Annotated in this window: 19 protein-coding genes; 6 read left to right on the plus strand and 13 right to left on the minus strand. The window is 37.8% G+C overall.

Annotated elements, in window-relative coordinates:
• Positions 1–741: 741 nt before the first annotated feature.
• Both ACP8HH_RS09085 and ACP8HH_RS09090 read left to right on the plus strand, forming a co-directional pair.
• Positions 742–1,509 carry an LAGLIDADG family homing endonuclease gene (locus ACP8HH_RS09085; protein ID WP_438318923.1) on the plus strand — a complete coding sequence of 256 codons (768 nt, stop codon included), beginning with the start codon at positions 742–744 and terminating at the stop codon, positions 1,507–1,509.
• A 32-nt stretch (positions 1,510–1,541) separates the two neighbouring features.
• The gene (locus ACP8HH_RS09090) at positions 1,542–1,913 is read left to right on the plus strand and encodes an rRNA methyltransferase (RefSeq protein WP_438310481.1); all 372 of its coding nucleotides are present in this window, start codon (positions 1,542–1,544) and stop codon (positions 1,911–1,913) included.
• 398 nt (positions 1,914–2,311) lie between these two features.
• Here the strand turns inward: ACP8HH_RS09090 and ACP8HH_RS09095 are convergent, their stop codons facing one another.
• Complete coding sequence (locus tag ACP8HH_RS09095; protein WP_438310484.1) at positions 2,312–3,760, minus strand: hypothetical protein; 1,449 nt, start codon at positions 3,758–3,760, stop codon at positions 2,312–2,314.
• Positions 3,761–3,985: 225 nt separating this feature from the next.
• Here ACP8HH_RS09095 and ACP8HH_RS09100 point away from each other — a divergent pair, with 225 nt between their 5' ends.
• Both ACP8HH_RS09100 and ACP8HH_RS09105 read left to right on the plus strand, forming a co-directional pair.
• On the plus strand, positions 3,986–4,162 hold the full coding sequence (locus ACP8HH_RS09100; RefSeq protein ID WP_438310486.1) for a hypothetical protein: 177 nt from the start codon (positions 3,986–3,988) through the stop codon (positions 4,160–4,162).
• The gene (locus tag ACP8HH_RS09105) at positions 4,146–4,724 is read left to right on the plus strand and encodes a Fic/DOC family protein (RefSeq protein ID WP_438310489.1); all 579 of its coding nucleotides are present in this window, start codon (positions 4,146–4,148) and stop codon (positions 4,722–4,724) included. The genes ACP8HH_RS09100 and ACP8HH_RS09105 overlap by 17 nt, the downstream gene beginning before the upstream one ends.
• 92 nt (positions 4,725–4,816) lie before the next feature.
• Here the strand turns inward: ACP8HH_RS09105 and ACP8HH_RS09110 are convergent, their stop codons facing one another.
• The 3 genes from ACP8HH_RS09110 to parE form a co-directional block, all read right to left on the minus strand.
• Complete coding sequence (locus ACP8HH_RS09110) at positions 4,817–6,037, minus strand: MFS transporter (protein ID WP_438310491.1); 1,221 nt, start codon at positions 6,035–6,037, stop codon at positions 4,817–4,819.
• A gap of 101 nt (positions 6,038–6,138) precedes the next feature.
• Positions 6,139–8,568: a DNA topoisomerase IV subunit A gene (parC, locus tag ACP8HH_RS09115; protein ID WP_438310493.1), complete on the minus strand. Its 2,430-nt coding sequence runs from the start codon at positions 8,566–8,568 to the stop codon at positions 6,139–6,141.
• The gene (gene parE / locus ACP8HH_RS09120; RefSeq protein ID WP_438310495.1) at positions 8,565–10,538 is read right to left on the minus strand and encodes a DNA topoisomerase IV subunit B; all 1,974 of its coding nucleotides are present in this window, start codon (positions 10,536–10,538) and stop codon (positions 8,565–8,567) included. The genes parC and parE overlap by 4 nt, the downstream gene beginning before the upstream one ends.
• 286 nt (positions 10,539–10,824) lie before the next feature.
• On the opposite strand from parE, the gene plsY reads away from it, so the two are divergent.
• Entirely contained in the window at positions 10,825–11,427 is a 603-nt protein-coding gene (plsY, locus tag ACP8HH_RS09125; RefSeq protein WP_438310497.1) for a glycerol-3-phosphate 1-O-acyltransferase PlsY, read from the plus strand.
• Between the two features lie 43 nt (positions 11,428–11,470).
• A complete protein-coding gene (locus ACP8HH_RS09130) occupies positions 11,471–11,764 on the plus strand; it encodes a HesB/YadR/YfhF family protein (protein WP_438310499.1) in 294 nt (97 codons plus the stop codon).
• 13 nt (positions 11,765–11,777) lie between these two features.
• Here the strand turns inward: ACP8HH_RS09130 and ACP8HH_RS09135 are convergent, their stop codons facing one another.
• The 9 genes from ACP8HH_RS09135 to ACP8HH_RS09175 all read right to left on the minus strand — a co-directional run bounded on the left by ACP8HH_RS09135 (position 11,778) and on the right by ACP8HH_RS09175 (position 20,672).
• On the minus strand, positions 11,778–13,274 hold the full coding sequence (locus ACP8HH_RS09135) for an AMP-binding protein (protein WP_438310501.1): 1,497 nt from the start codon (positions 13,272–13,274) through the stop codon (positions 11,778–11,780).
• A 19-nt stretch (positions 13,275–13,293) separates the two neighbouring features.
• Positions 13,294–14,034, minus strand: coding sequence for a 3-oxoacyl-ACP reductase FabG (fabG, locus tag ACP8HH_RS09140; protein ID WP_438310503.1), 741 nt, complete (start codon positions 14,032–14,034; stop codon positions 13,294–13,296).
• Positions 14,035–14,046: 12 nt separating this feature from the next.
• Entirely contained in the window at positions 14,047–14,931 is an 885-nt protein-coding gene (gene phaZ, locus ACP8HH_RS09145; RefSeq protein WP_438310505.1) for an intracellular short-chain-length polyhydroxyalkanoate depolymerase, read from the minus strand.
• A gap of 15 nt (positions 14,932–14,946) precedes the next feature.
• Complete coding sequence (locus ACP8HH_RS09150; RefSeq protein ID WP_438310507.1) at positions 14,947–15,960, minus strand: 3-oxoacyl-ACP synthase; 1,014 nt, start codon at positions 15,958–15,960, stop codon at positions 14,947–14,949.
• Positions 15,960–16,964 carry a branched-chain amino acid ABC transporter permease gene (locus tag ACP8HH_RS09155; RefSeq protein ID WP_438310509.1) on the minus strand — a complete coding sequence of 335 codons (1,005 nt, stop codon included), beginning with the start codon at positions 16,962–16,964 and terminating at the stop codon, positions 15,960–15,962. The genes ACP8HH_RS09150 and ACP8HH_RS09155 overlap by 1 nt, the downstream gene beginning before the upstream one ends.
• Positions 16,965–16,968: 4 nt before the next feature.
• Complete coding sequence (locus ACP8HH_RS09160; RefSeq protein WP_438310511.1) at positions 16,969–17,829, minus strand: branched-chain amino acid ABC transporter permease; 861 nt, start codon at positions 17,827–17,829, stop codon at positions 16,969–16,971.
• A 13-nt stretch (positions 17,830–17,842) separates the two neighbouring features.
• Positions 17,843–18,550, minus strand: coding sequence for an ABC transporter ATP-binding protein (locus ACP8HH_RS09165; RefSeq protein WP_438310514.1), 708 nt, complete (start codon positions 18,548–18,550; stop codon positions 17,843–17,845).
• A complete protein-coding gene (locus ACP8HH_RS09170) occupies positions 18,528–19,301 on the minus strand; it encodes an ABC transporter ATP-binding protein (RefSeq protein WP_438310517.1) in 774 nt (257 codons plus the stop codon). The genes ACP8HH_RS09165 and ACP8HH_RS09170 overlap by 23 nt, the downstream gene beginning before the upstream one ends.
• A gap of 99 nt (positions 19,302–19,400) precedes the next feature.
• Positions 19,401–20,672, minus strand: coding sequence for a substrate-binding domain-containing protein (locus ACP8HH_RS09175; RefSeq protein WP_438310519.1), 1,272 nt, complete (start codon positions 20,670–20,672; stop codon positions 19,401–19,403).
• Between the last annotated feature and the right edge of the window lie 63 nt (positions 20,673–20,735).

Below are 20,735 nucleotides of genomic sequence, written 5' to 3' on the forward strand. Positions count from 1 at the left end.
TGAACAAGATTTAGTTAAAGTTGGGGAGCATTCAGCATTAATTCAACTAATGCCAATCAGCTAGCATTTACAACGGGTAGTAGAGACCCATCGTCGAGAATTGAGGCAACACTTGGGCCGGTTCAATTAGATTTCAAAAAAAATGCCGAATTCGCGGCATTGGAACGTTTGTTCTTTTTCGTGAAATTAATATTATGAAGTGAACACTAATTGTAAATTATTTTGGAAGCAAAATAATAATTTATAAGATTATTTCAACCAAAAACACAGGATTCGGCTCAAAAAAAAAAGGGATTCCAGACTATTTGATTGATAAATCTACAAATTGAGGATATATTACACAATGGAACATCTGTTCTGTTGTAGGTATTTGGGCATTTTGATGGGTAAAAAGCTGCGTTTGATGCCCATACCGCGGCTCGTAGGGATAATGATCGTGCGCGATTTCTGTTTCCAACGAACAAACTTGGCAGGTTCAACATCTACTCTTACGGAAGGATACTAAGCGTTATAATCGAGATAATGTAGGCAGAGTACGTACGGGTACTACAGGCCTGACAAGATCTACACCAATCACCATCAATTCTAACTAAACACACTTGACTCCCAGTATTTTCTCTTAGAATACTGGGAGTCTTTTTTTCTCTAATGCTATTTATTTGATAATCAAAACATTTGTTCGTATAATTAAATAAATCCGATAAAATAGGAAGGAGCAAAACTATGCGGAGGAATCCAGGTATGACGGACGAAGCTATCATTAAAATGTACAAAAGTGGTATGCCATTTAAAGAGATGGCACCTATTGTTGGAATTTCTGATCGCGCAATTCGCAATGTGATGTACAAGCATGGAATAACAATGAATAGGGAACAATACTCCGGCCAGCCAAGAAAAAACAAAGTGAATGAAGACTTTTTCAAAACTTGGACACATGAAATGGCCTGGGTACTAGGCTTATTCGTGACAGACGGTCATGTAAACAAGAGAATTCACAGCATTTATTTTGCTCAAAAAGATGAACGTATACTTCGACAAATTGCTAAGTATATGGAAGCTGATTATGTATTGGCTCCTAATAAAGATCCGGATTCGACACCAATTTTAATTATTAATTCTAAAGTAATGAAATTTGATCTTGAAACTTTGGGGATTAATGCAAATAAATCTTTGTCAGTACCATTTCCTAATGTTCCTGATGAATATCTTCCATCCTTTATAAGAGGAGTTATAGATGGCGATGGATGGGTACAAGATAGGGGATATGTTATGAATGTCACAACAGCTAGCTTAGTTTTTGCCCAGGGACTTTTATCAGTCTTTCAATCATGGTTATTAAGGTCAGAAATTACATCTTCGTTCACAAAGACTGGAACTACAATTTATCGGGTATGGGTAAAAGGTAAATATGAGCTTCCAAAATTAGCAAGAGTAATTTACACTTATGAAGAAGATGAAAGTTGTATTATCTCTAAAAGAGAACGGATGTCACAGAGAATAAATAATTAATTAATATACTTAAAGATTGGGGAAAATCAATTATGTGGAAATTAGTAAATGGAAAGTTGATACAAACAACGGATACTTCTAGAGTTAAATTTAGAACGAATATTAGCCAATCAATTTTAGAGTCATTAAAAGTAATTGCAAATGAAAATAATACGCATGTTAATTACTTAATTGAAAGTGGTCTAAAAACCATTTTGGTTCAGGACATAATTCTATTTAATAAAGAACTAAGACCGACAGATCGCATTCAATATAAGACAACTTATGATAAGGAGCTTCTAAACAATGTAAAAGAGTTCGCTAAAAAGAATAACTTCTTTATCAATGATGTGATTGAATACAGCGTTCAATTTATTGACATCGAAAACAGTAAAAATAGCAGCTATAAACATAGGGTGGAGTAATTATACTTATATTTCATCACCTAATAGAACGCCCCCACCATAATATATATTATCGGAAGCTGTGTATCGTTAACAAAGTATACTTGAAACAGTGAGATAAAACGAAAAATATTGGACAAGAAAATCTAAACTGATACTCCTATACAGTTTTTCCGACTTTCTTGTCTGATTTTTTAAATTCATTTTTTCTTTCGACATCTAATAATTTTAACTTTCAATCGCCTTTAGTCTTCTTTATAACAAGACTTTGGTAAATAACATTGTTGATAATTAGAAAATGGACCCATTTTTACGGTCCCTCTTGTGACATTCTTCTTTGACTAACGTACCCTTCTGATTAAGTGAAATGTTTCACAATATATTTTTTCAAGGATATACACTTCAAATTTTTATCGTCTTTACGGAATCGGCATTTCTTCCCACGAATAATCTGGTGCTGTTGCAATCCATAAGGTATCTCCCATGATATCCACATCATAAACAACGATGAAATCTCCCGCATCAAACACTTTTTCAGATTTACTTTCATCTTTAGTGTTGATGAAATAAATAGCTTCACCTACTTCTGTGATTCCGAATAATTTCTCTCCTTTTTTGATAAGTCTAACTTCCATTTTGTCAACTTGAATTTCACTCCAATTTTCCTCTTTAAGGTTTCGGACCCAAATTCCACTTTCCGTGGTAATGAATAACCTATTATTAATCACTTTCATATCATCGGGTACATCATTTCTATTCGGCATGGTTATCTCGTTCCAGCCATCCTTTGTCTTTTGCAAAATCTTTCTTTTTTCTGTGAGTCCTACCACATCACCATGATCCGATATTTGAACCAGAAAAAAGGGTTTAGGAGCAATAGCCTGTTCCCAACTCCCACCTTGGTTGTTCGTATAGTAAACCTTTCCATTTGATAGTACTGCTATATTGTTATTGATTGAATAATCCATGGTCTCAATCCTGTGGTTTAATGAAAGAATTTTCGTACCTTTACTTTTTGATGTAATACCTGCCCACAATTCTTTTTCCGTAGCCGCATATAACTGATCATTCATATCAAACCACGCGTGTGTTACATAATTATTAGTTTGGAGTTCTGTCCATGTTTCTCCATTGTTATGGCTCCATTCAATAAAAGGTTGCTTGGTTGTACTAAATTGTGTTGGCTTTTTGTCTCCCCATACGACTAAATTGTTCTTTCCAGCGACAACCCCTGTAATCGCCATCCCTTTTTTTGTTAGGTTATCGGTGCCATTACGTCTGGATATTAATCCTCCACCGTATGGTAATTTATGAATGGCACTGACCACATCTCCGTTTTGGGCATTGAATGAAATTCGAGCAAAGCGGTTATCTCGATCATTTCCTACCACATCTAGAATGGGTGCACCATCGATACTATCAAGTGTAAAATTATATCCGGTTGCCCAATCTTTTCCTTGTTTTAGTCCGTATTTATCCTTTGCTAGTTGGACAACATCAGAACTATCCAACTTGATTTCATCGTAGGATATTGTTGGATTCGGAGATTGCTTACCCGTTCTAAACACGATAATTTTTTTATCTGAGATTCCAATTAGTACAAAATCATCTGTACCCGGAACGATAAAGATCATAGTCCATTTAAAGCGTTTCCCTGTTTCTCCCCTGGAGCCTCCCATCGTTTCATCCACACTATTTACACTTGTAAGTGTTGCGTTTACATTCCATTCCTTTGCTCTCTGGAATCCAATGTTAACCGCTTCTTTTAGCGTAATTTCACCATCTGAAGCGATTCCTTCGCGACCAAACAAATTCACAATCAATAAAAAAACAACTAATAAACAAGAGACTTTTTTAATAATACTCAAAATTACCACCATCCCTTTACTAAATAAGCACAACAATTGATTTACCAATTTAGGGTGGAGTAAATGCTCCTTTATATACCCTCTTAGAACCAATATTACAAACAAAATACTCCACTTATTAAGAATCTCACACTAGTGAATGTAGCGACAGTATGGGGAATTCAAAAAGTGGATAAATTCTGCTATTCAGCTTATAATTAATGGTACAGAGAGGAGTCGTTTAGTATGAAGCAAATTCAATTAAATTCTCCTGAATTTAACAGTGTGTTAAAAAATATGCAACTTGAAAACTTACAATTAAGTCAATCTCTACAACAAAAAGCTCTTGATATTGTCAATTCCGGTATGGTCGTAACACCGGCTTTGATTATGGAAGCTTTAGCTAATGACAAAGTACAATAGTTCTGAAAATAGCGACTATCTTTTAAAGTCAAATCTTTTGGGTATGACTTGTTTTGTAGAGCTCGAGCAGGCTGAAGCGTTTGCTTTTTCGATTCGTGCAACTCAAATTGAACAAGGAGCATACATCATATCAGCTTTTTCGTTAACTGATTTTGTTGGACTCCACCACCACCTTTTCCAGGACACTTATACATTCGCAGGACATTTCCGTGAAGTGCAATTGATGAAAGGCAGTACCCGTTTTTGCCAAGTACAATTCTTGAATGCATACGCATACAATTTATTTTCATTATTAAAAAGTGAACCTGACTGGAAATCTTTAGAACACGCTGCTAAAAGGTTGGCTTATTTTAAATCGGAACTAAATATGCTACATCCATTTCGTGAAGGTAACGGTCGTACAAATCGGATTTTCATACAAGCCATTGCAGTGTCAAAAGGTTTCCATTGGAATTTCGACAATATGGATCGTGACACCTATATGCTAGCAATGATTCAATCAGTTACAAATACAGACTTACTCGAAAAGTTATTTCTAGATACTTTAAAAGTAAAACAGTAAAAGCCAACGATCTCCCAATAATGGAGATTTCGTCGGCTTTTTTTCTGGATATATCTTATACTACTTCCCTACACAAAAACCGTTGCCACAAGCTAAATGCTCTTTGCAACTATTTGTTCTGGTTGCTCCAATATAATATTGCGTCTTTTCATTTGAATAAAAAACAATGCCGTCAAACTTAAACTAATCACACCGAACGCTACAACCATTAATTGTAAACCGATAATATCCAAAAATGCTCCTGCTGTTAGCAAAACTACTTGGAACATGACTCGTTCCAACATATTTCGGAATGAAAAGAATCGGCCGTGGAACTCTTTTGGCATTTGTTTTTGAAAAATAACCATTGCTGTTGGAAAGAAACAACCCAATGCAAATCCAAGTACTGCAAACGCACTTAACGTCAAGAATTTACTATCTGCAAAAAACAGCATGAATTCAGCAACTGCAACCATTGTTGCAAAGAAAAATAAGATAACTGTTGTTTTCCATATCTTTGAAATGTATTTTACGGCAAATGCTCCAGCCATAAATGCAATTCCTTCAAACGTATATATGAGTCCTTTAATGGATGCCGAATCTTGGATTTCACTAACGTTAATTACGATTAAATTAAAAGAGCCAATAAACAAAAGCGGTATTAGTGTCATAATAAGTGTCATACCAACGGCCGGATACATTTTTAATACTGGGAAAATCTCCATGAATCCACCGGACTTCACGGATGATCGTACTTTTGCAACCCGGTCCTCCCCTTCGTCGATACGAAGCATCATTGTGAATAATAGGAGTCCACCATAAGCGATTATAGAGACTATATAAAGGGACATCAACGACCAGTAAACTAGCATAATACCCGCGAGTGCTGTTCCAATAACACGAGAAATTGTTGCTACATTCATATGCATTCCATTCATTGTTAATAAATCATCGTCTTTTACGACAAGTGGTATTGTTGCTTGTAGTGCAGGGAAATAAAATGTCGCTGCGAGCTGGATACTAATCATAAACGCAACCATCCACCAAATCGAATCTTGTGAAATAGCTATGAGCATGAATACAACGCTAATCATGCGCCCAAAACCAGAGATTAGCAAAACCGTTTTTTTCTTAGATTGATCAATTATTTTACCTGCAATAGGTCCCGCGATAAGACCTGCAAGAAGGCCAACTGACATAATTAGTGCCTTCATAAAATCTGACGGGATTCTTTCTTGCATGAATTCTAAATTACCAATAATACCGGTCCATAATCCCAAACCTGCAATCATTTCACCTGTTAAAATAATCCATATATTTCGGTTTTTCCACATTTAACAATCCCCGTTCTATTCTTTCGTTTAACGAATCAATAATTAGTATACGTTAGAAAAAATAAAAAGTCACGGGACTTTATTCCCGTGACCGTTGCTGTTTATTCAATTTCCGCTTTAGGATCTTTATAAATATATGTTACAAGCCCATCTTTTTTCTCATCGGTAACAAAACTACCATTAGAGGAACGATCGACGGCTCGGAGTGAACCTGCAAGAAGAGGTATCTTATGTTCTTTTTCTGTAGAAAGTACTATGATTTCATCATTTGCAACCATTTTAGCACCAACAATACGATGTGGATTTGTTTTTAGTTCCTTCAAAACAACCTGTCCACGTAATGCTCTTGAACTAATTTCAAGTTCTTTTATGCCCATTCGTTTGGCAGACCCGCGCTGTGTTGCTATTAAAAGTGATGAACTATCAGCACTAATAACTTCCATCGCAACAAGATGATCATCATCTTTTAAGTTTATTCCTTTGACACCGGCAGTTCGGACGCCTGTTACAGAAATATCGGTTAGTGAAAAACGCAGTGCATATGCTTGATTCGTAATCAATACGATTTCTTCATCACCTTTAACGAGACGTGCTTCAATCATCGTATCCCCTTTACGAATACCCATACCTTTAAATGTTCTGGAAAATCTTCGTACTTCATAATCAGCAAGTTTTGATTGTTTGATTAACCCATTTGCTGAAGCAGTTATTATATTTACGTCATCTATAAAATTCTCAACACCAATTACGGCTATTATCGATTCGTTTGGCTCAAGCGGAATAATGCTTGATATATGCTGCCCAAGGTCTCTCCAACGTATGTCCGGAAGTTCATGAACAGGTTGATGCATATAGTTACCAAAGGATGTGAACATCAGTAAATGATGCTGTGTATTCATAGGAAATTCATATAACATAAAATCAGATTCTTTCATATCATGCCCAGTTCCATTGGACGCACTATATGAGCGAACGCTGGTACGCTTTAAGTAACCATCTTTAGTAACAGAAACAATCACTTCTTCGCTAGGAATTAATATGTCGAGATCGACTTTAATTTCTTCGATTTTTTCTTCAATCACAGATCTTCTGGGTTCTGCAAAGTTTTTACGAATTTCAAGAAGTTCTTTTTTTATTATATTTGATAGTTTTTTATTGCTTTTTAAAATTGCATCAAGCAGTTCGATTTGTTTGCGAAGTTCTTTATCTTCAGTTTGAAGCTCAGTAATATCCGTATTTGTAAGTCTGTAGAGTTGCAAGGATACAATTGCTTCAGCTTGTATTTCAGAAAATGCAAATTCGTTTATGATATTGGTCTTAGCATCTCGTTTATCCTTTGAAGCACGAATTGTTTTAATTACTTTATCTAAAACAGATAATGCCTTCATAAGACCTTCCACAATGTGAAGACGATCCTGTGCTCTTTGGATATCAAAACGAGATCTACGAGTAACAACGTCTTTTTGGTGCCCAATGTAAGCATCTAAAAGCATTGGAAGCGACATTAATGTTGGTCTACGTCCAGATATTGCAATCATATTGAAATTATATGCCACTTGTAAATCCGTGTTTTTCAATAAATATTGTAAAATGCCATTAGCATCAACATCTTTTTTTAGTTCAATGACAACTCGGAGTCCTGTTCTGTCCGATTCATCTCTTACATCCGCAATTCCGTCAAGTCTGCGGTCAATACGGAGTTCATCCATTCTTTTAACCATATTGGCTTTGTTTACATCATACGGGATTTCTGTAACAACGATTTGTGATTTCCCGCCTTTTAGAGGCTCAATAAATGATTTGGCACGAATGATTATTCGACCCTTGCCTGTCTCGTATGCTTGTTTAATACCGTCCGTCCCCTGTATTGTTGCGCCTGTAGGGAAATCCGGTCCTTTAATAACCGTCATTAATTCATCTACTGAGGCGTCTGGGTTGTCCATTCGCATTAATACTGCATCAAGTGCTTCATGCAGTGCATGTGGTGGAATATCAGTAGCATACCCTGCAGATATTCCGGTTGAACCATTTACCAAAAGGTTGGGAAACCTAGATGGTAAAACGGTTGGTTCCGGTTCTGTATCATCAAAGTTTGGAATAAAATCTACTGTATTTTTGTTTAAATCACGTAGCATTTCTCCTGCAATTGGGGAAAGTCGGGCTTCTGTATAACGCATCGCTGCAGCTGAATCGCCGTCAACAGAACCATTATTACCATGCATTTCGACCATCATATGTCGAAGTTTCCAATTTTGAGTCATTCGTACCATCGCTTCATAAACGGATGTATCGCCGTGTGGATGATAGTTACCGATGACATTACCGACAGTTTTTGCAGATTTCCGAAAAGCCTTTTCATGTGTATTTCCTTCATGAAACATAGCGTAAAGAATTCGACGTTGTACCGGTTTTAAACCGTCCCTTGCATCAGGTAATGCTCGGTCCTGAATAATGTATTTACTGTATCTTCCAAAGCGATCTCCAACTACCTCTTCTAAAGGCAGGTCTTGAAAGCGTTCTGTTGATGTCATTCAAAATCCTCCTCAACATGCAAAAATTCATTATCCAGTATATTGTGATCTTCTAGCTGACCAAAATCGACATTTTCTTCAATCCAACGCCGTCTAGGTTCTACTTTGTCTCCCATTAAGGTTGTAATACGTCGCTCCGCCTTTGCTCCATCATCTATCTTAACTCTTATAAGCGTTCTAGTTTCAGGATTCATAGTCGTATCCCAGAGTTGATCTGCATTCATCTCACCAAGACCTTTATACCGTTGAAGTAAGTAACCTTTACCCACTTTCGCTGTTGCTTCGTCCAAATCATCATCAGTCCAAGCATAGGCAAGCTTTTCATTTTTACCAGCGCCTTTAAACACTTTATAAAGTGGAGGTAAAGCAATAAATATTTTACCTGCCTCGATTAAAGGTTTCATATAGCGATAAAAAAACGTGAGCAGAAGAACCTGAATATGTGCACCATCCGTATCGGCATCCGTCATAATAATGACTTTGTCATAGGCAATATCGTCAATCTCGAAATCAGCCCCTACACCACCACCAATTGCATGGATGATCATATTAATTTCTTCATTTTTCATAATGTCTTCCAGTTTCGCTTTTTCAGTATTTAGTACTTTACCTCTTAGTGGTAGTATTGCCTGAAACACACGGTCACGGCCTTGCTTTGCAGAACCGCCCGCGGAATCACCTTCCACAAGATAGAGTTCATTTCTAGCAGCATTACGCGACTGTGCCGGGGTTAGTTTTCCGGATAGCAATGTATCTGACCGTTTACGCTTCTTACCTGTCCTAGCGTCTTCCCGTGCTTTACGCGCTGCTTCTCGTGCTTGTTGCGCACGAATTGCTTTCCTAACAAGAGATGCGCTTAAATCTGCATTCTCTTCTAGATAATAAAGGAGCTTTTGCGCAATAACGGAGTCGGTCACACCTCTTGCTTCGCTTGTACCAAGTTTTCCTTTTGTTTGGCCTTCAAATTGCAGTATTTGCTCCGGAATTCGAACAGAAATAATTGCTGAAATACCCTCGCGAATATCAGATCCTTCAAGGTTCTTATCTTTTTCTTTTAACAAACCTGTTTTTCTAGCATACTCATTGAAAACACGAGTTACTGCTGATCTTGCTCCTGTTTCGTGTGTTCCTCCATCTTTCGTACGAACGTTATTCACGAAAGATAGTATAGTTTCGGAGTATCCATCACTAAATTGGAATGCAAATTCAACTTCGATTCCATCCGCTTCTCCGTCTAAATAAGCGACTTCATGAAGTACATCTTTTTCTTCATTCAAATAGGATACGAATGCTTCTATACCTGTTTCATAGAAGAACGTATCTGATTTATCCGTATCTTCTTCTTCTAAATTAATCTTCAGACTTTTTAATAAAAAAGCTGATTCACGAAGACGTTCGCTCAATGTATCGTATTGATATTTTAATGTTGAAAAGATTGTTGGGTCTGGTTTGAAGTGAATCAGTGTTCCTTTTTCACGAGATGGCCCAATTTGTTCAAGTGTTGTAGCTGGTTTTCCACCGTTTTCAAAACGTTGGCAGAATTTATGACCGTCTCGGAAAATAGTCACTTCAAGCCATTCGGAAAGCGCATTAACTACAGCTGCACCCACACCATGTAAACCACCACTTGTTTTGTACCCACCTTGACCAAATTTTCCACCTGAGTGAAGAATAGTCAGAATAACTTCAGTTGTAGGTTTACCTGTTTGGTGAATCCCTGTAGGCATTCCTCGACCGTAGTCACGTACGCTAACACTTCCATCTGCATGGAGCTTAACATCTATTTGTGATCCGAATCCACCTAGCGCTTCATCAACCGAGTTGTCTACAATTTCATAAACAAGGTGATGAAGTCCACGAGTATCCGTTGAACCTATATACATACCCGGTCGTTTGCGAACAGCATCCAAACCTTCGAGGATATGTATCGAATCATCATCATAAGTAAAGTTTTCTTGTTTTTTTGTCAATATGTCGCCCCCATAAAACGAATGTTCTCTAGTATATAATCGTACTGCTTCCTGAAAAGGTTGTCAAATCAACGTTCTGGTAAGCTTGCTCAATTAATTGTATAGAAGAAAATCAAAACATGCAATGAAGAGTATAAAAAATTGTATGGAATAATTTACTTTTCAAGAATAAATCGCTTCAAAAACGTAGTGTTTTGCTTAATGTTTGAATAAATATAAATTGTCGCTAGTACATAGTTCTGATAGACTGAAACCATTGAAAGAACTAAGGAAAAAGGAGTAGAATATGGAACTTATAATAATATTAGTAGTAGCCTATTTACTTGGCTCAATACCTTCAGGCCTATGGGTTGGAAAACTTTTTTACAAAATAGATATCCGTGAACACGGTAGTGGTAATCTGGGTGGCACGAATACGTTTCGTATACTCGGAAAAAAAGCGGGTTTATTCGTAACAACTCTTGATATTTTAAAAGGATCTGCAGCTACTTTGCTACCGCTGTTGCCCTATTTCAGTGAAACTGCAGTACACCCTCTTATTTTAGGAATGATGGCAGTAGTTGGACATATGTTCCCTATCTTTGCTCAGTTTAAAGGTGGCAAAGCTGTCGCTACATCCGGCGGGGTTGTATTAGGGGTTAACTTGCCCCTCTTCATCCTAGTATTAGTTAGTTTTTTCATCGCATTAAAACTAACAAAAATGGTGTCTCTTTCTTCCATGATTGTAGCGGTTATCGGATTTATCTACAGTTTAATTTATTATTTTCAAACAGGTGACTTCTATTTATTGATTGCAATTGGACTATTTGGTGCTTTCATCTTTTATCGACACCAATCCAATATAGCAAGAATTAAAGCAGGAACCGAGCCAAAAGTAAAATGGATATAATACAATTGAAATAGGAATCGAAATTGAAAGGCAGGCGTTACGATTGAAAATTGTAATTTCCATCGAAGCACTGAGTTGGTTTAAGGAAGAAATGGAAACAATACCAGGTGATGCAATTCGGTTCTTCGCAAGATACGGCGGTTCAAGTCAATTACATACAGGATTTTCACTCGGTGTGACAAAAGAACAGCCCGACGATGCCGCCATTAAAACTGAACACAATGGGACGCTTTACTATATCGAAAACCGTGATGTGTGGTTTTTTGTTGAACATGATTTACATGTAAACATAGATTCTAATCTAGATGAACTTGTGTACACATATAAAAAAGCGTAATGGTGAATAACCTTTACGCTTTTTTATTTGTTTTTATTAAAAGTAATTTGAGGGCCTTTTTATCAATTTTGCCCACATGAGTTTTTGGTAATTCTGGTAAAATAATCACTTGTTTAGGAATTTTATATGTGCCTAAAAATCGTTTGCAGTGTTCGATTGTACGTTCTTCGTTCAATATAACCCCTTCTTTTAAAGAAATAAATGCGATAATTATCTCGCCCCATAGCAAATCCTCTTTTCCAAGAACTGCTACCTCACTAATGCCATTGATTTGCAATAAAAGTTGTTCAACTTCTTGCGGATAAACATTTTCTCCACCCGTAATGATTACATCTTTTTTTCTTCCAACGATATAATAGTCGCCGTCTGTATCATATTTAGCTAAATCACCCGTTCGTAGCCACCCATTTACTAATGTTTTTCTCGTTTCAATTTGATTTTCCCAATAAAAACTAAAAACATGTGGCCCTTTAATATACAGTTCCCCTACTTCACCTATCCCACATGGAACTCCTGCTTTATTCAAGACTTTAACGGAATTTAGCAACATGCACTTTCCGACAGATCCTATTTTTAGAATAGAATCCTCTGATCGAATAAAAAAGTTGTTCGGACCTGCTTCTGTTAAGCCGTAACCTTCCTTAAAATTTAAGCCTTTCTTATGAAATGCAAGATAGATTAACTCGGGACAAGGCGCCCCCCCTGAAATAAAAACATTCATCGAGGGAAATGAAGATTCCTTAAAATATGTTGTATTAATCATCGAATGATACATCGTAGGAACAAATAAAGAAATCGTCGCGTTGTATGTATCTGTGGCTTTTAATGCTTCCTCACAGTCAAATGTGTTTCCAATAACAACTGTGCCTCCAGCCATCAAAAGTGGCATGCTTAATGCATTAATGCCGCCAGTATGAAAAAGAGGCATGTAATTTATTGTGACATCTTTTTCGCTTAATCCCCAACTAGCAATAGTATTGACCGCATTTGCATAAATCGCTTTCTTAGAAAGAACTACACCTTTTGCCATCCCTGTCGTGCCCCCGGTATAGATAATCATCCATGGATCTGTAGACACTGTTCTAACGGAATTTAGTGCACTTAAATCAAATTCAACACGATCTATTGAATCTAATGGGATTTTCGTATGAAAGAGTAATTCCTCAATTGTCGATTGGTAATTATTGTGGAACAATAGAATTGACGGTGTACAGTCTTCCAGAAGCTTGTTAAGTTCGAAATGGCTTAACCTCCAGTTTAGTGGCGCATAAATTAGTCCTCTTAATTCACATGCAAACATTATTGCAAATAAATCCGGACTATTTGGAGCTAGGATTGCGATACGCTCACCTTTTTTGTATCCACTCAATTTAAAATAGGAGGCCCAATGAAGTATGCGACTTTTTAGTTTCTCATATGTCCAAATAACACCTGTATGAATATCGATAAGTGCTATCTGTTTATCTGAGAGTGCAGTTCTTTTTAATATCCATGTAGACTCATGATCCATTCATTAACGCCTCCTATCCTTACATTAATATGCCGCCATCTACATGCAAAACATGCCCGTGTACATAGTCTGATTCGTCACTTGCAAGAAATAAATAGGCATTAGCGATATCTCTCGGTGTCCCCAGTCTTTGTAAAGAGACAGTAGATTTCATTTGTTCAATTACTTTTTCGGGCATTTTACTGACCATTGAAGTAGCAGTAAAGCCCGGTGCTACTGCATTTACATTTATGCCCCTTCTACCAAATTCTTTTGCCCATGTTTTTGTTAATCCAACGACAGCAGCTTTTGTAGCCGCATAATTCGTTTGTCCGAAGTTCCCATAAATGCCACTTACCGACGATGTATTAATAATTTTCCCATAGCCTTTATCCAACATATACGGCACAATTGCTTGAGTACAGTTGAAAACTCCTGTTAAATTGACATCTAAAACGGCAGCAAAATCAACTGGATCCATTTTAACAAGTGTTGCGTCTCTTGTAATTCCGGCATTATTTATTAAAATATCAATCTTTCCATAGGTTTCGATGGCTAGTTCTACACAACTTCTAACATTTTCTCGGTTAACAACATCCAATTGAATAAAAAGTACATCTAAACCTTGCTCATTAAGTAATTTCTCCTGTGCTTTTCCAGTAACTTCATCAAAATCAGCCATTACTACTCGGGCACCTTCCTCCGCAAAACGTTTACATGCTGCAAGGCCAATGCCGTTTGCCCCACCAGTTATCAATGCAGTTTTACCTACTAGCCGCATTACCTCATCCCCTCATTCTAAAAATGTTTCAATAACCTCTTTAAGCTTCTCAATATTGTCGATTAAAGGCGAATGCCCGCAATTTTCTAACGGGATATAGGTTGCTATTTCACCTATATCTTCGATAATTTCTTGTGTCATTTGTTCCGTTACGACATAGTCCCGGTCACCCCTTAAAATCAACACTGGAATTCCAATGTTTTCTGCTTGGTTTGTACCTTCATTTAAACCATTGTGATGTGCACTAATATTAAAGGTATTCAGTGAATAGTAAACGTCCGCAAGATTTCTCTGTGTGAGCATATCGTCGACATACTCATCATATTTTTCTTCAGGCGGTTTATTGTGGGTGTATATCAATGCATTCCAAACCGCTTGTAATCCCGCACGATTTTTTGTGTCATACAACCCTTGTATCGCCAACGTTTTCCCAGCATCGTTTTCTACTTCTGTTAATGTGGTTAACCGTGTTTTCAAATCAAGTGTACCATCTGTATTTGTACCGAAAAACGGATATCCTCGGGTCGACGCAGAAGCAAGTAAAACCATTTTTTTACAAAGTCCTGGGTAATCCGCTTCAAATTGCATGCACACTGCACCACCTGTTGACCAACCAATTAAGTTGAAATCCGATAGGTCAAGTGCGTCCACAAAGCCCTTTAAATCATCCGAGAAATCCTTGATTTGTGTGATGCGTTCGTTGTAGGTAGACTCCCCAAATCCACGTAAATCGATTGCGTAAATAGTGAATTTGGAATGAAGTACGTCTATGAGTACATCCCAGTGTTTGGATGATGTCATATTCCCGTGAACGAGAATGATCGTTTTTTCTTCACCCCGTCTGACTCTGTATGCAATTTCCTCATTGTTTGGTAACAAAACTGTTTGAAGTGACATTCAATCGACTCCTTTTTATTGTTGTTTACCCCATTTTACTGTGATTGCTCCCCATGCATATCCGATTCCCGCACTAACTAGGACAACAACATCTCCATCTTTTATCTTTCCTTCTTTTTCGGCGAGTTCCAGTGAAAGTATTTGATCGATTTGACCAATATGACCGTATTCATTTAAGTACGTCGTATTCATTTCCTGTAAACCGAGTTCATTTAATACATAATCATGTGCGGATTTTTTCATATGCAATATAGCTAAATAGTTGATTTGTTGTTCTGTAAATCCACTCTTTTCTAATGAAGTACGAATAACTTTCAAGAAGTTTTGCATGGATTTTTGTTCTAACCTTGCTTTCATTCCAATGGGATCAAGGACATCCAGTCGATACAATCCACTTTCTATGCCTTCAGTTGTTAAAGGAGTTTTCGTTCCACCTATTGGTACGACAACATCTTCAGAAAAAGAACCATCCGTAACAATATCCGATTCCATTAGGACGTTTTCCGAATGACCCCTCCTCAGTATCATAGCACCGCCACCCGCACCCAAATTAAACATAAACCGAGTCCGTTCGTTTGTATAATCAATGAAATCTCCATTTCTGTACCCACCGGCCAGTAAAACTGTTTCAATCGATGGGTCAGACTCCATCATGCTTTTGGCAACTTTCATAGCCATTATTGTAGTTCCACATCGCTGCGCAACATCAAATCCCCATGCATGATACGCCCCAATCTCTTCCTGAATTTTAATGGCGGCCGTCCAAAGTGGATATTCCTTATGTTCCTCCCCAATGTAAATAATTAAATCAATATTTTTCGGGTTCACATTTCCTTTACGAAGTGCTTCCTGAGCTGCCCAAACGCCCATCGCAACTGTATGATCGTCTATTCCGGGAATTGGTTTTTGTAGAATTCCCATCTTGTGTTTAATAACTTCAACAGGTATATTTGACAGTCTTGCAATTTCATCAGCAGATATTGTAGTTTCAGGTATATACACACCAGTGCTCACAATTCCGATATCCATTACAAAACCTCCTTCTCACGGTCTTTTGTAGACGTTTTCAAGCTTTGTGTTCGCCGCTTCCAAAGTTTTTCTCGAACGGTTCCAACAACCCCTTTGGGAAAGAAAATCACAACTAAAATGAAAAGGATTCCAAAAAAGATGATCCATCTTTCAAAAATCGGATAGTTTTTTGCAAGACCTGATAAATAGTGTTGTGACAATTCAATAATTCCCGCACCAAGTATTGGTCCAATGAGTGTGCCAACTCCGCCGATAATCGTCATCAACAGTGCGTCTAGAGTAATATCCAACGACAGCACGCTGGTGTTAACAAATCTTAAGGATATGGCATACAGTGAACCCGCTAGACTCGCGACGATGCCCGCAACAATTGATGCAATTACTTTATAGTGTAATGTATTAAAACCAAGTGATAATGTCCTTTGTTCATTTTCCCGAACGGCTACTAAAACTCTCCCGAATGGTGAGTTCACAAAGCGCCGTAAGGAGTAGTACACGAGGACTAAGCATAATAAAGTCATACAGTAAAACATAACTCTGTCCTTAAAAAAATCAGGTGCTTTAAATGTAAATCCGTCATTACCATATGTTACAGTGCGCCATTTTTCCGCAAGAACTAAAAACAATCCAGATATTGCTAACGTAAACATTGCGAAAAAATGCGTTTTTAATCGTAATGTTAAGAGCCCTATGAAAAAACTTACAATACCAGCTATTAGCATGCCTACAAGTATAGATAGGAAGAACACGCCCATCGTTGGCTCAATTCTCTTTAACATTACAGCTGTTGTATAGGCCCCCATTCCAAAAAACATTGCATGACCAAATGAGACGATACCTGTATAACCGAGTAGGACATCATAGCTCATTGCAAGAATCGAAAATATAAAAATTTGTGTGAGTAATATCGTCCATGTTCTTGATTCAGACACGAACGGAAAAACAGCTAGTGCAATTACAATGAATATTAAAAATAAGTTGTTCCATTGAAAAGTTCTTTTCATATCGTCACCCCTTTGCTGTGAAGAGACCTTGCGGACGGAATATTAATACGATTGCCATAAGGATCATATTGACCGCAAGTGATAGAACTGGAACATAGTACGCCATATAACTACCGATTAACCCAACTAAAATTGCAGCTAGTAACGACCCTGGAAAACTTCCCATTCCTCCAATTACGACGACAATAAATGCGAGTATGGCAAACTCCATACCCATCTCCGCATAAATAACACCAGAGTATGGGGCAAACAACACTCCCCCTAGTGCTGCAAGGGCTGAACCCGTCATGAACACAAGTAAGAAAACTCGTTTAATATTAATGCCAAGCGCTTGCACCATGTCTTTATTGATAACGCCTGCACGTACGATCAGCCCAATTTTGGTGCGCTTTAAAATGTATTGAAAAATGCCGAATACGAGAAAACCTACGATAATGATAAATAAACGATATTTAATAATTAGAACGTCTCCAAACTCCCAGCTCCCCGCGAGATATGTTGGTACTCTAGCAGCAATTTGGTTTGGTCCCCATACGACTTTAAGCATCTCGGTAAGCACGAGCATAAAACCAAGTGTTATTAAGATTTGTTGCACATGGTTGCCGTACACGGGTCTAATAATGAGCCTTTCCGTAACGAACCCAAGTGCTGCACCTGTTAGAATTGCACCCAAAATCCCAATGAAAAAACTTCCGGTGATACCGTAAAACCAAATTCCAGAAAATGCTCCCCAAGCGAAGAGTCCACCATGTGCAAAGTTCAAAACACTCATTAGACCGAAGATTAAAGTTAGTCCAGAAGCAAGAAGAAAAATTAGCATACCTGTAGCCAAACCATTCACTGATAAATTTATGAGCAGTTCCATTGTGCAACCCTCCTTAACCTATTCCTAAGTATTTGCGTTTGAGTTCCTCGTTTTGAATTAAATCTCCCATAATTCCTGAATGCACTGTTTCACCATCATCAATAAGTGTGTATGTATCGCCGATTCGACTCGCCATCATAAAGTTTTGCTCTACGAGTACAATTGTTGTACTTTTCTTCATATCGGTGATTGCTTCCATTACAGTTTCAATAACTATTGGTGCAAGCCCTTTTGAAGGCTCATCAATTAAAAGAAGTTTGCTGTCATTGACAAAAGCTCGGGCCATTGCAAGCATTTGTTTTTGACCTCCAGACAAATGTCCGGAATCCTTTTTCCAAAACTTTTTCAAATCGGGAAACAACTCCAAAACATAATCTTGTCTTCTATATGCCGCTTCGTTTTCTATTCTCATAGCAACTTTCATATTTTCTTCAACTGTCAATTCACCAAAGATACCTTGGTCTTCCGGTACATAGCCAATGCCTAAATTCGCAATTTCGTACGTTGCTTTTCGCGTAATGTCTTGTTCATTAAATGTTACCGTCCCTTTTGAAGCGGGCGTTAATCCCATAATCGTTTTCAGTGTTGTCGTTTTACCAGCACCGTTTCGGCCAAGTAAGACACTCACTTCTCCAATTTTCGCTTCAAAATTAATTCCTTGGAGAATGTGATATTGCCCGATATGTGTATGGACGTCGTCAACTTTTAGTAAGGTTGTCATCGTAAAGACCTCCTAAATAAGCATTTTGGACGGTTTCATTGTCCATGATTTCCTGCGGACTACCATCCGCAAGCAGCTTTCCATTGAACAAAACCATAATCGAATCCGAAAGGTCGAGAATCATGTCCATTTTATGTTCAATAAGCAAAATTGTTTTATCACCTGTATTTTTGATGTGTCGAATTACATCTAAAATTGCTGGAACTTCTTCAAGTGACATCCCCGCTGTTGGTTCATCTAAAAGTAAAACCTCTGTATCCAATGCTAGTAGCATGGCAATCTCTAATTTCCTTTTTTCACCATGGGATAGCTGACTCGCTAGTACAAATTCCTTTCCAGACAGAAGGACCAGATCTAGTAACTCCTCTGCTTTTTCAATTAAATTCTTATAACGAAAATAATCACTAAACATTTGATATCTGATTTTCTCCTTTGATTGCACTGCAAGTCGCACATTTTCCAGAACAGTTAAGTTTGGAAATACATTTGTAATTTGAAAGGAACGACCCAGTCCCAATCGTGTGCGAGTAACGGATGAGGAATTTGAAAGTGATTTACCTTTAAAATACACTTCTCCTTCCGTTGGTTTTAATTCACCACTTATTAAATTGAAAAATGTAGTCTTACCAGCGCCATTCGGTCCAATGATTGATTTAAAATGCTTTTCCGGCATTGAAAAATTCACATGATCGACTGCAGTATGACCTCCAAAACGAATCGTCAAATTCTCAGTCCTTAATATAGGCTCCATATTTATTCTCCTTTCATCTGTCCCTCTCCATAACATGAAATGACTTTCTTGCTATGGAGAGGGACAGCTCAGTGAAAATGAACTGTCCACTTCTATTCGTTATTTATTCATTATCGGTGGCTCGGTCTCACTAGGTAACAACTCTCTAATAAGTACCGGAACGGGATAATCAATACCGTCTACTTTTTCCAGTTTTATTGAATAAAGGGATTGTAAAGCTTGATGATCTTCCGCGCGGAACGTCATCGTTCCTTTTGGTGTTTCAAAAGACATTCCCTCCATAACTCCTATCAGTTTATTGCCATCCGCATCACCTGCAGATTTAGTAAGTGCTTCGACGATTGCAATTGCCGCAGACATTCCACCAGGAGTAAATAAGTCAGGAACTGCACCGTTGAAACGTTTTTTATGTTCTTCTACAAGCCAATCGTTGACGTCATTGTCCGGTAGTGTATGGTAATAAACAGTGAATCCTTCCATGCCAACTAATGGTTCCATTACTGAAAGGGCCGCAATGTCAGGCGCACCTGTTGATATTTTAATGCCTTTTTCTTGCATCTTTAAGTCCGAAATTTGGTTCCAAGGTGAATTTGCTCCAGCCCATACGACAAACATGTAGTCTGGTTTTTCTTCAATGATTTTCTGTAAATTAGATGTAAAATCCGTTGCGGCAGGATCCGCAAATTCCGTTAATACAACTTCAGCACCAAGAGCCTCTGCTGCTTTTTTGAATGCCGCAATACCGTCCCATCCAAAAGAATAATCCGGAGCAAAAGTTGCGATTTTAACGCCGGGTTTTGCAATGGCCGCTGCACCTGCTACTGCATCTTGTGAAGAGTTTCGAGCGGTTCTGAATATAAACTGATTAAACTCTGAACCTGTAATACTGTCTGCAACAGCGGGTTCTACAATCATGATTTTCTCATATTCCTCAGCCAGTGGAAGTACCGCTAAAGTGTCACCGGAACTTGAAGAACCAACAAGAAAATCAACCTTATCATCTTCTAATAGTTTGGTTGCTTTTTGAACAGCTACTTCAGGCTTCGTTTCAGTATCTTCATAAACAACTTCAATCTTCTTTCCGGCAACTTCCATTGTGCCGTTTGTTGCATATTCTAACCCTAGTTCAAAACCTTGCCGCGTCTGTTTACCATATGATTCAAGGGCCCCAGTTAGGGAAGCAAGCACACCAATTTTAATAACTTCAACCTCTGCTTCTACTTCAACTTTCGACTCATCTTCTTTGGCCTCAACCTTTTCACTGTCTACAACTTTTTCCTTATCTGATTCTTTTCCAGCATCACTTGTACAAGCCGCACCAATCACTAATACGAATGCTAGTAATAAAAACAGTACTAATTTCTTCGTCATAAATTAAACCTCCCTTTTCTTTAAGTGTAATCGCTTACTTGCTAACTATTACTCTACATGATT

Origin of the sequence: Sporosarcina sp. FA9 (genome assembly GCF_051550205.1) — a bacterium.
Lineage (GTDB): Bacteria > Bacillota > Bacilli > Bacillales_A > Planococcaceae > Sporosarcina.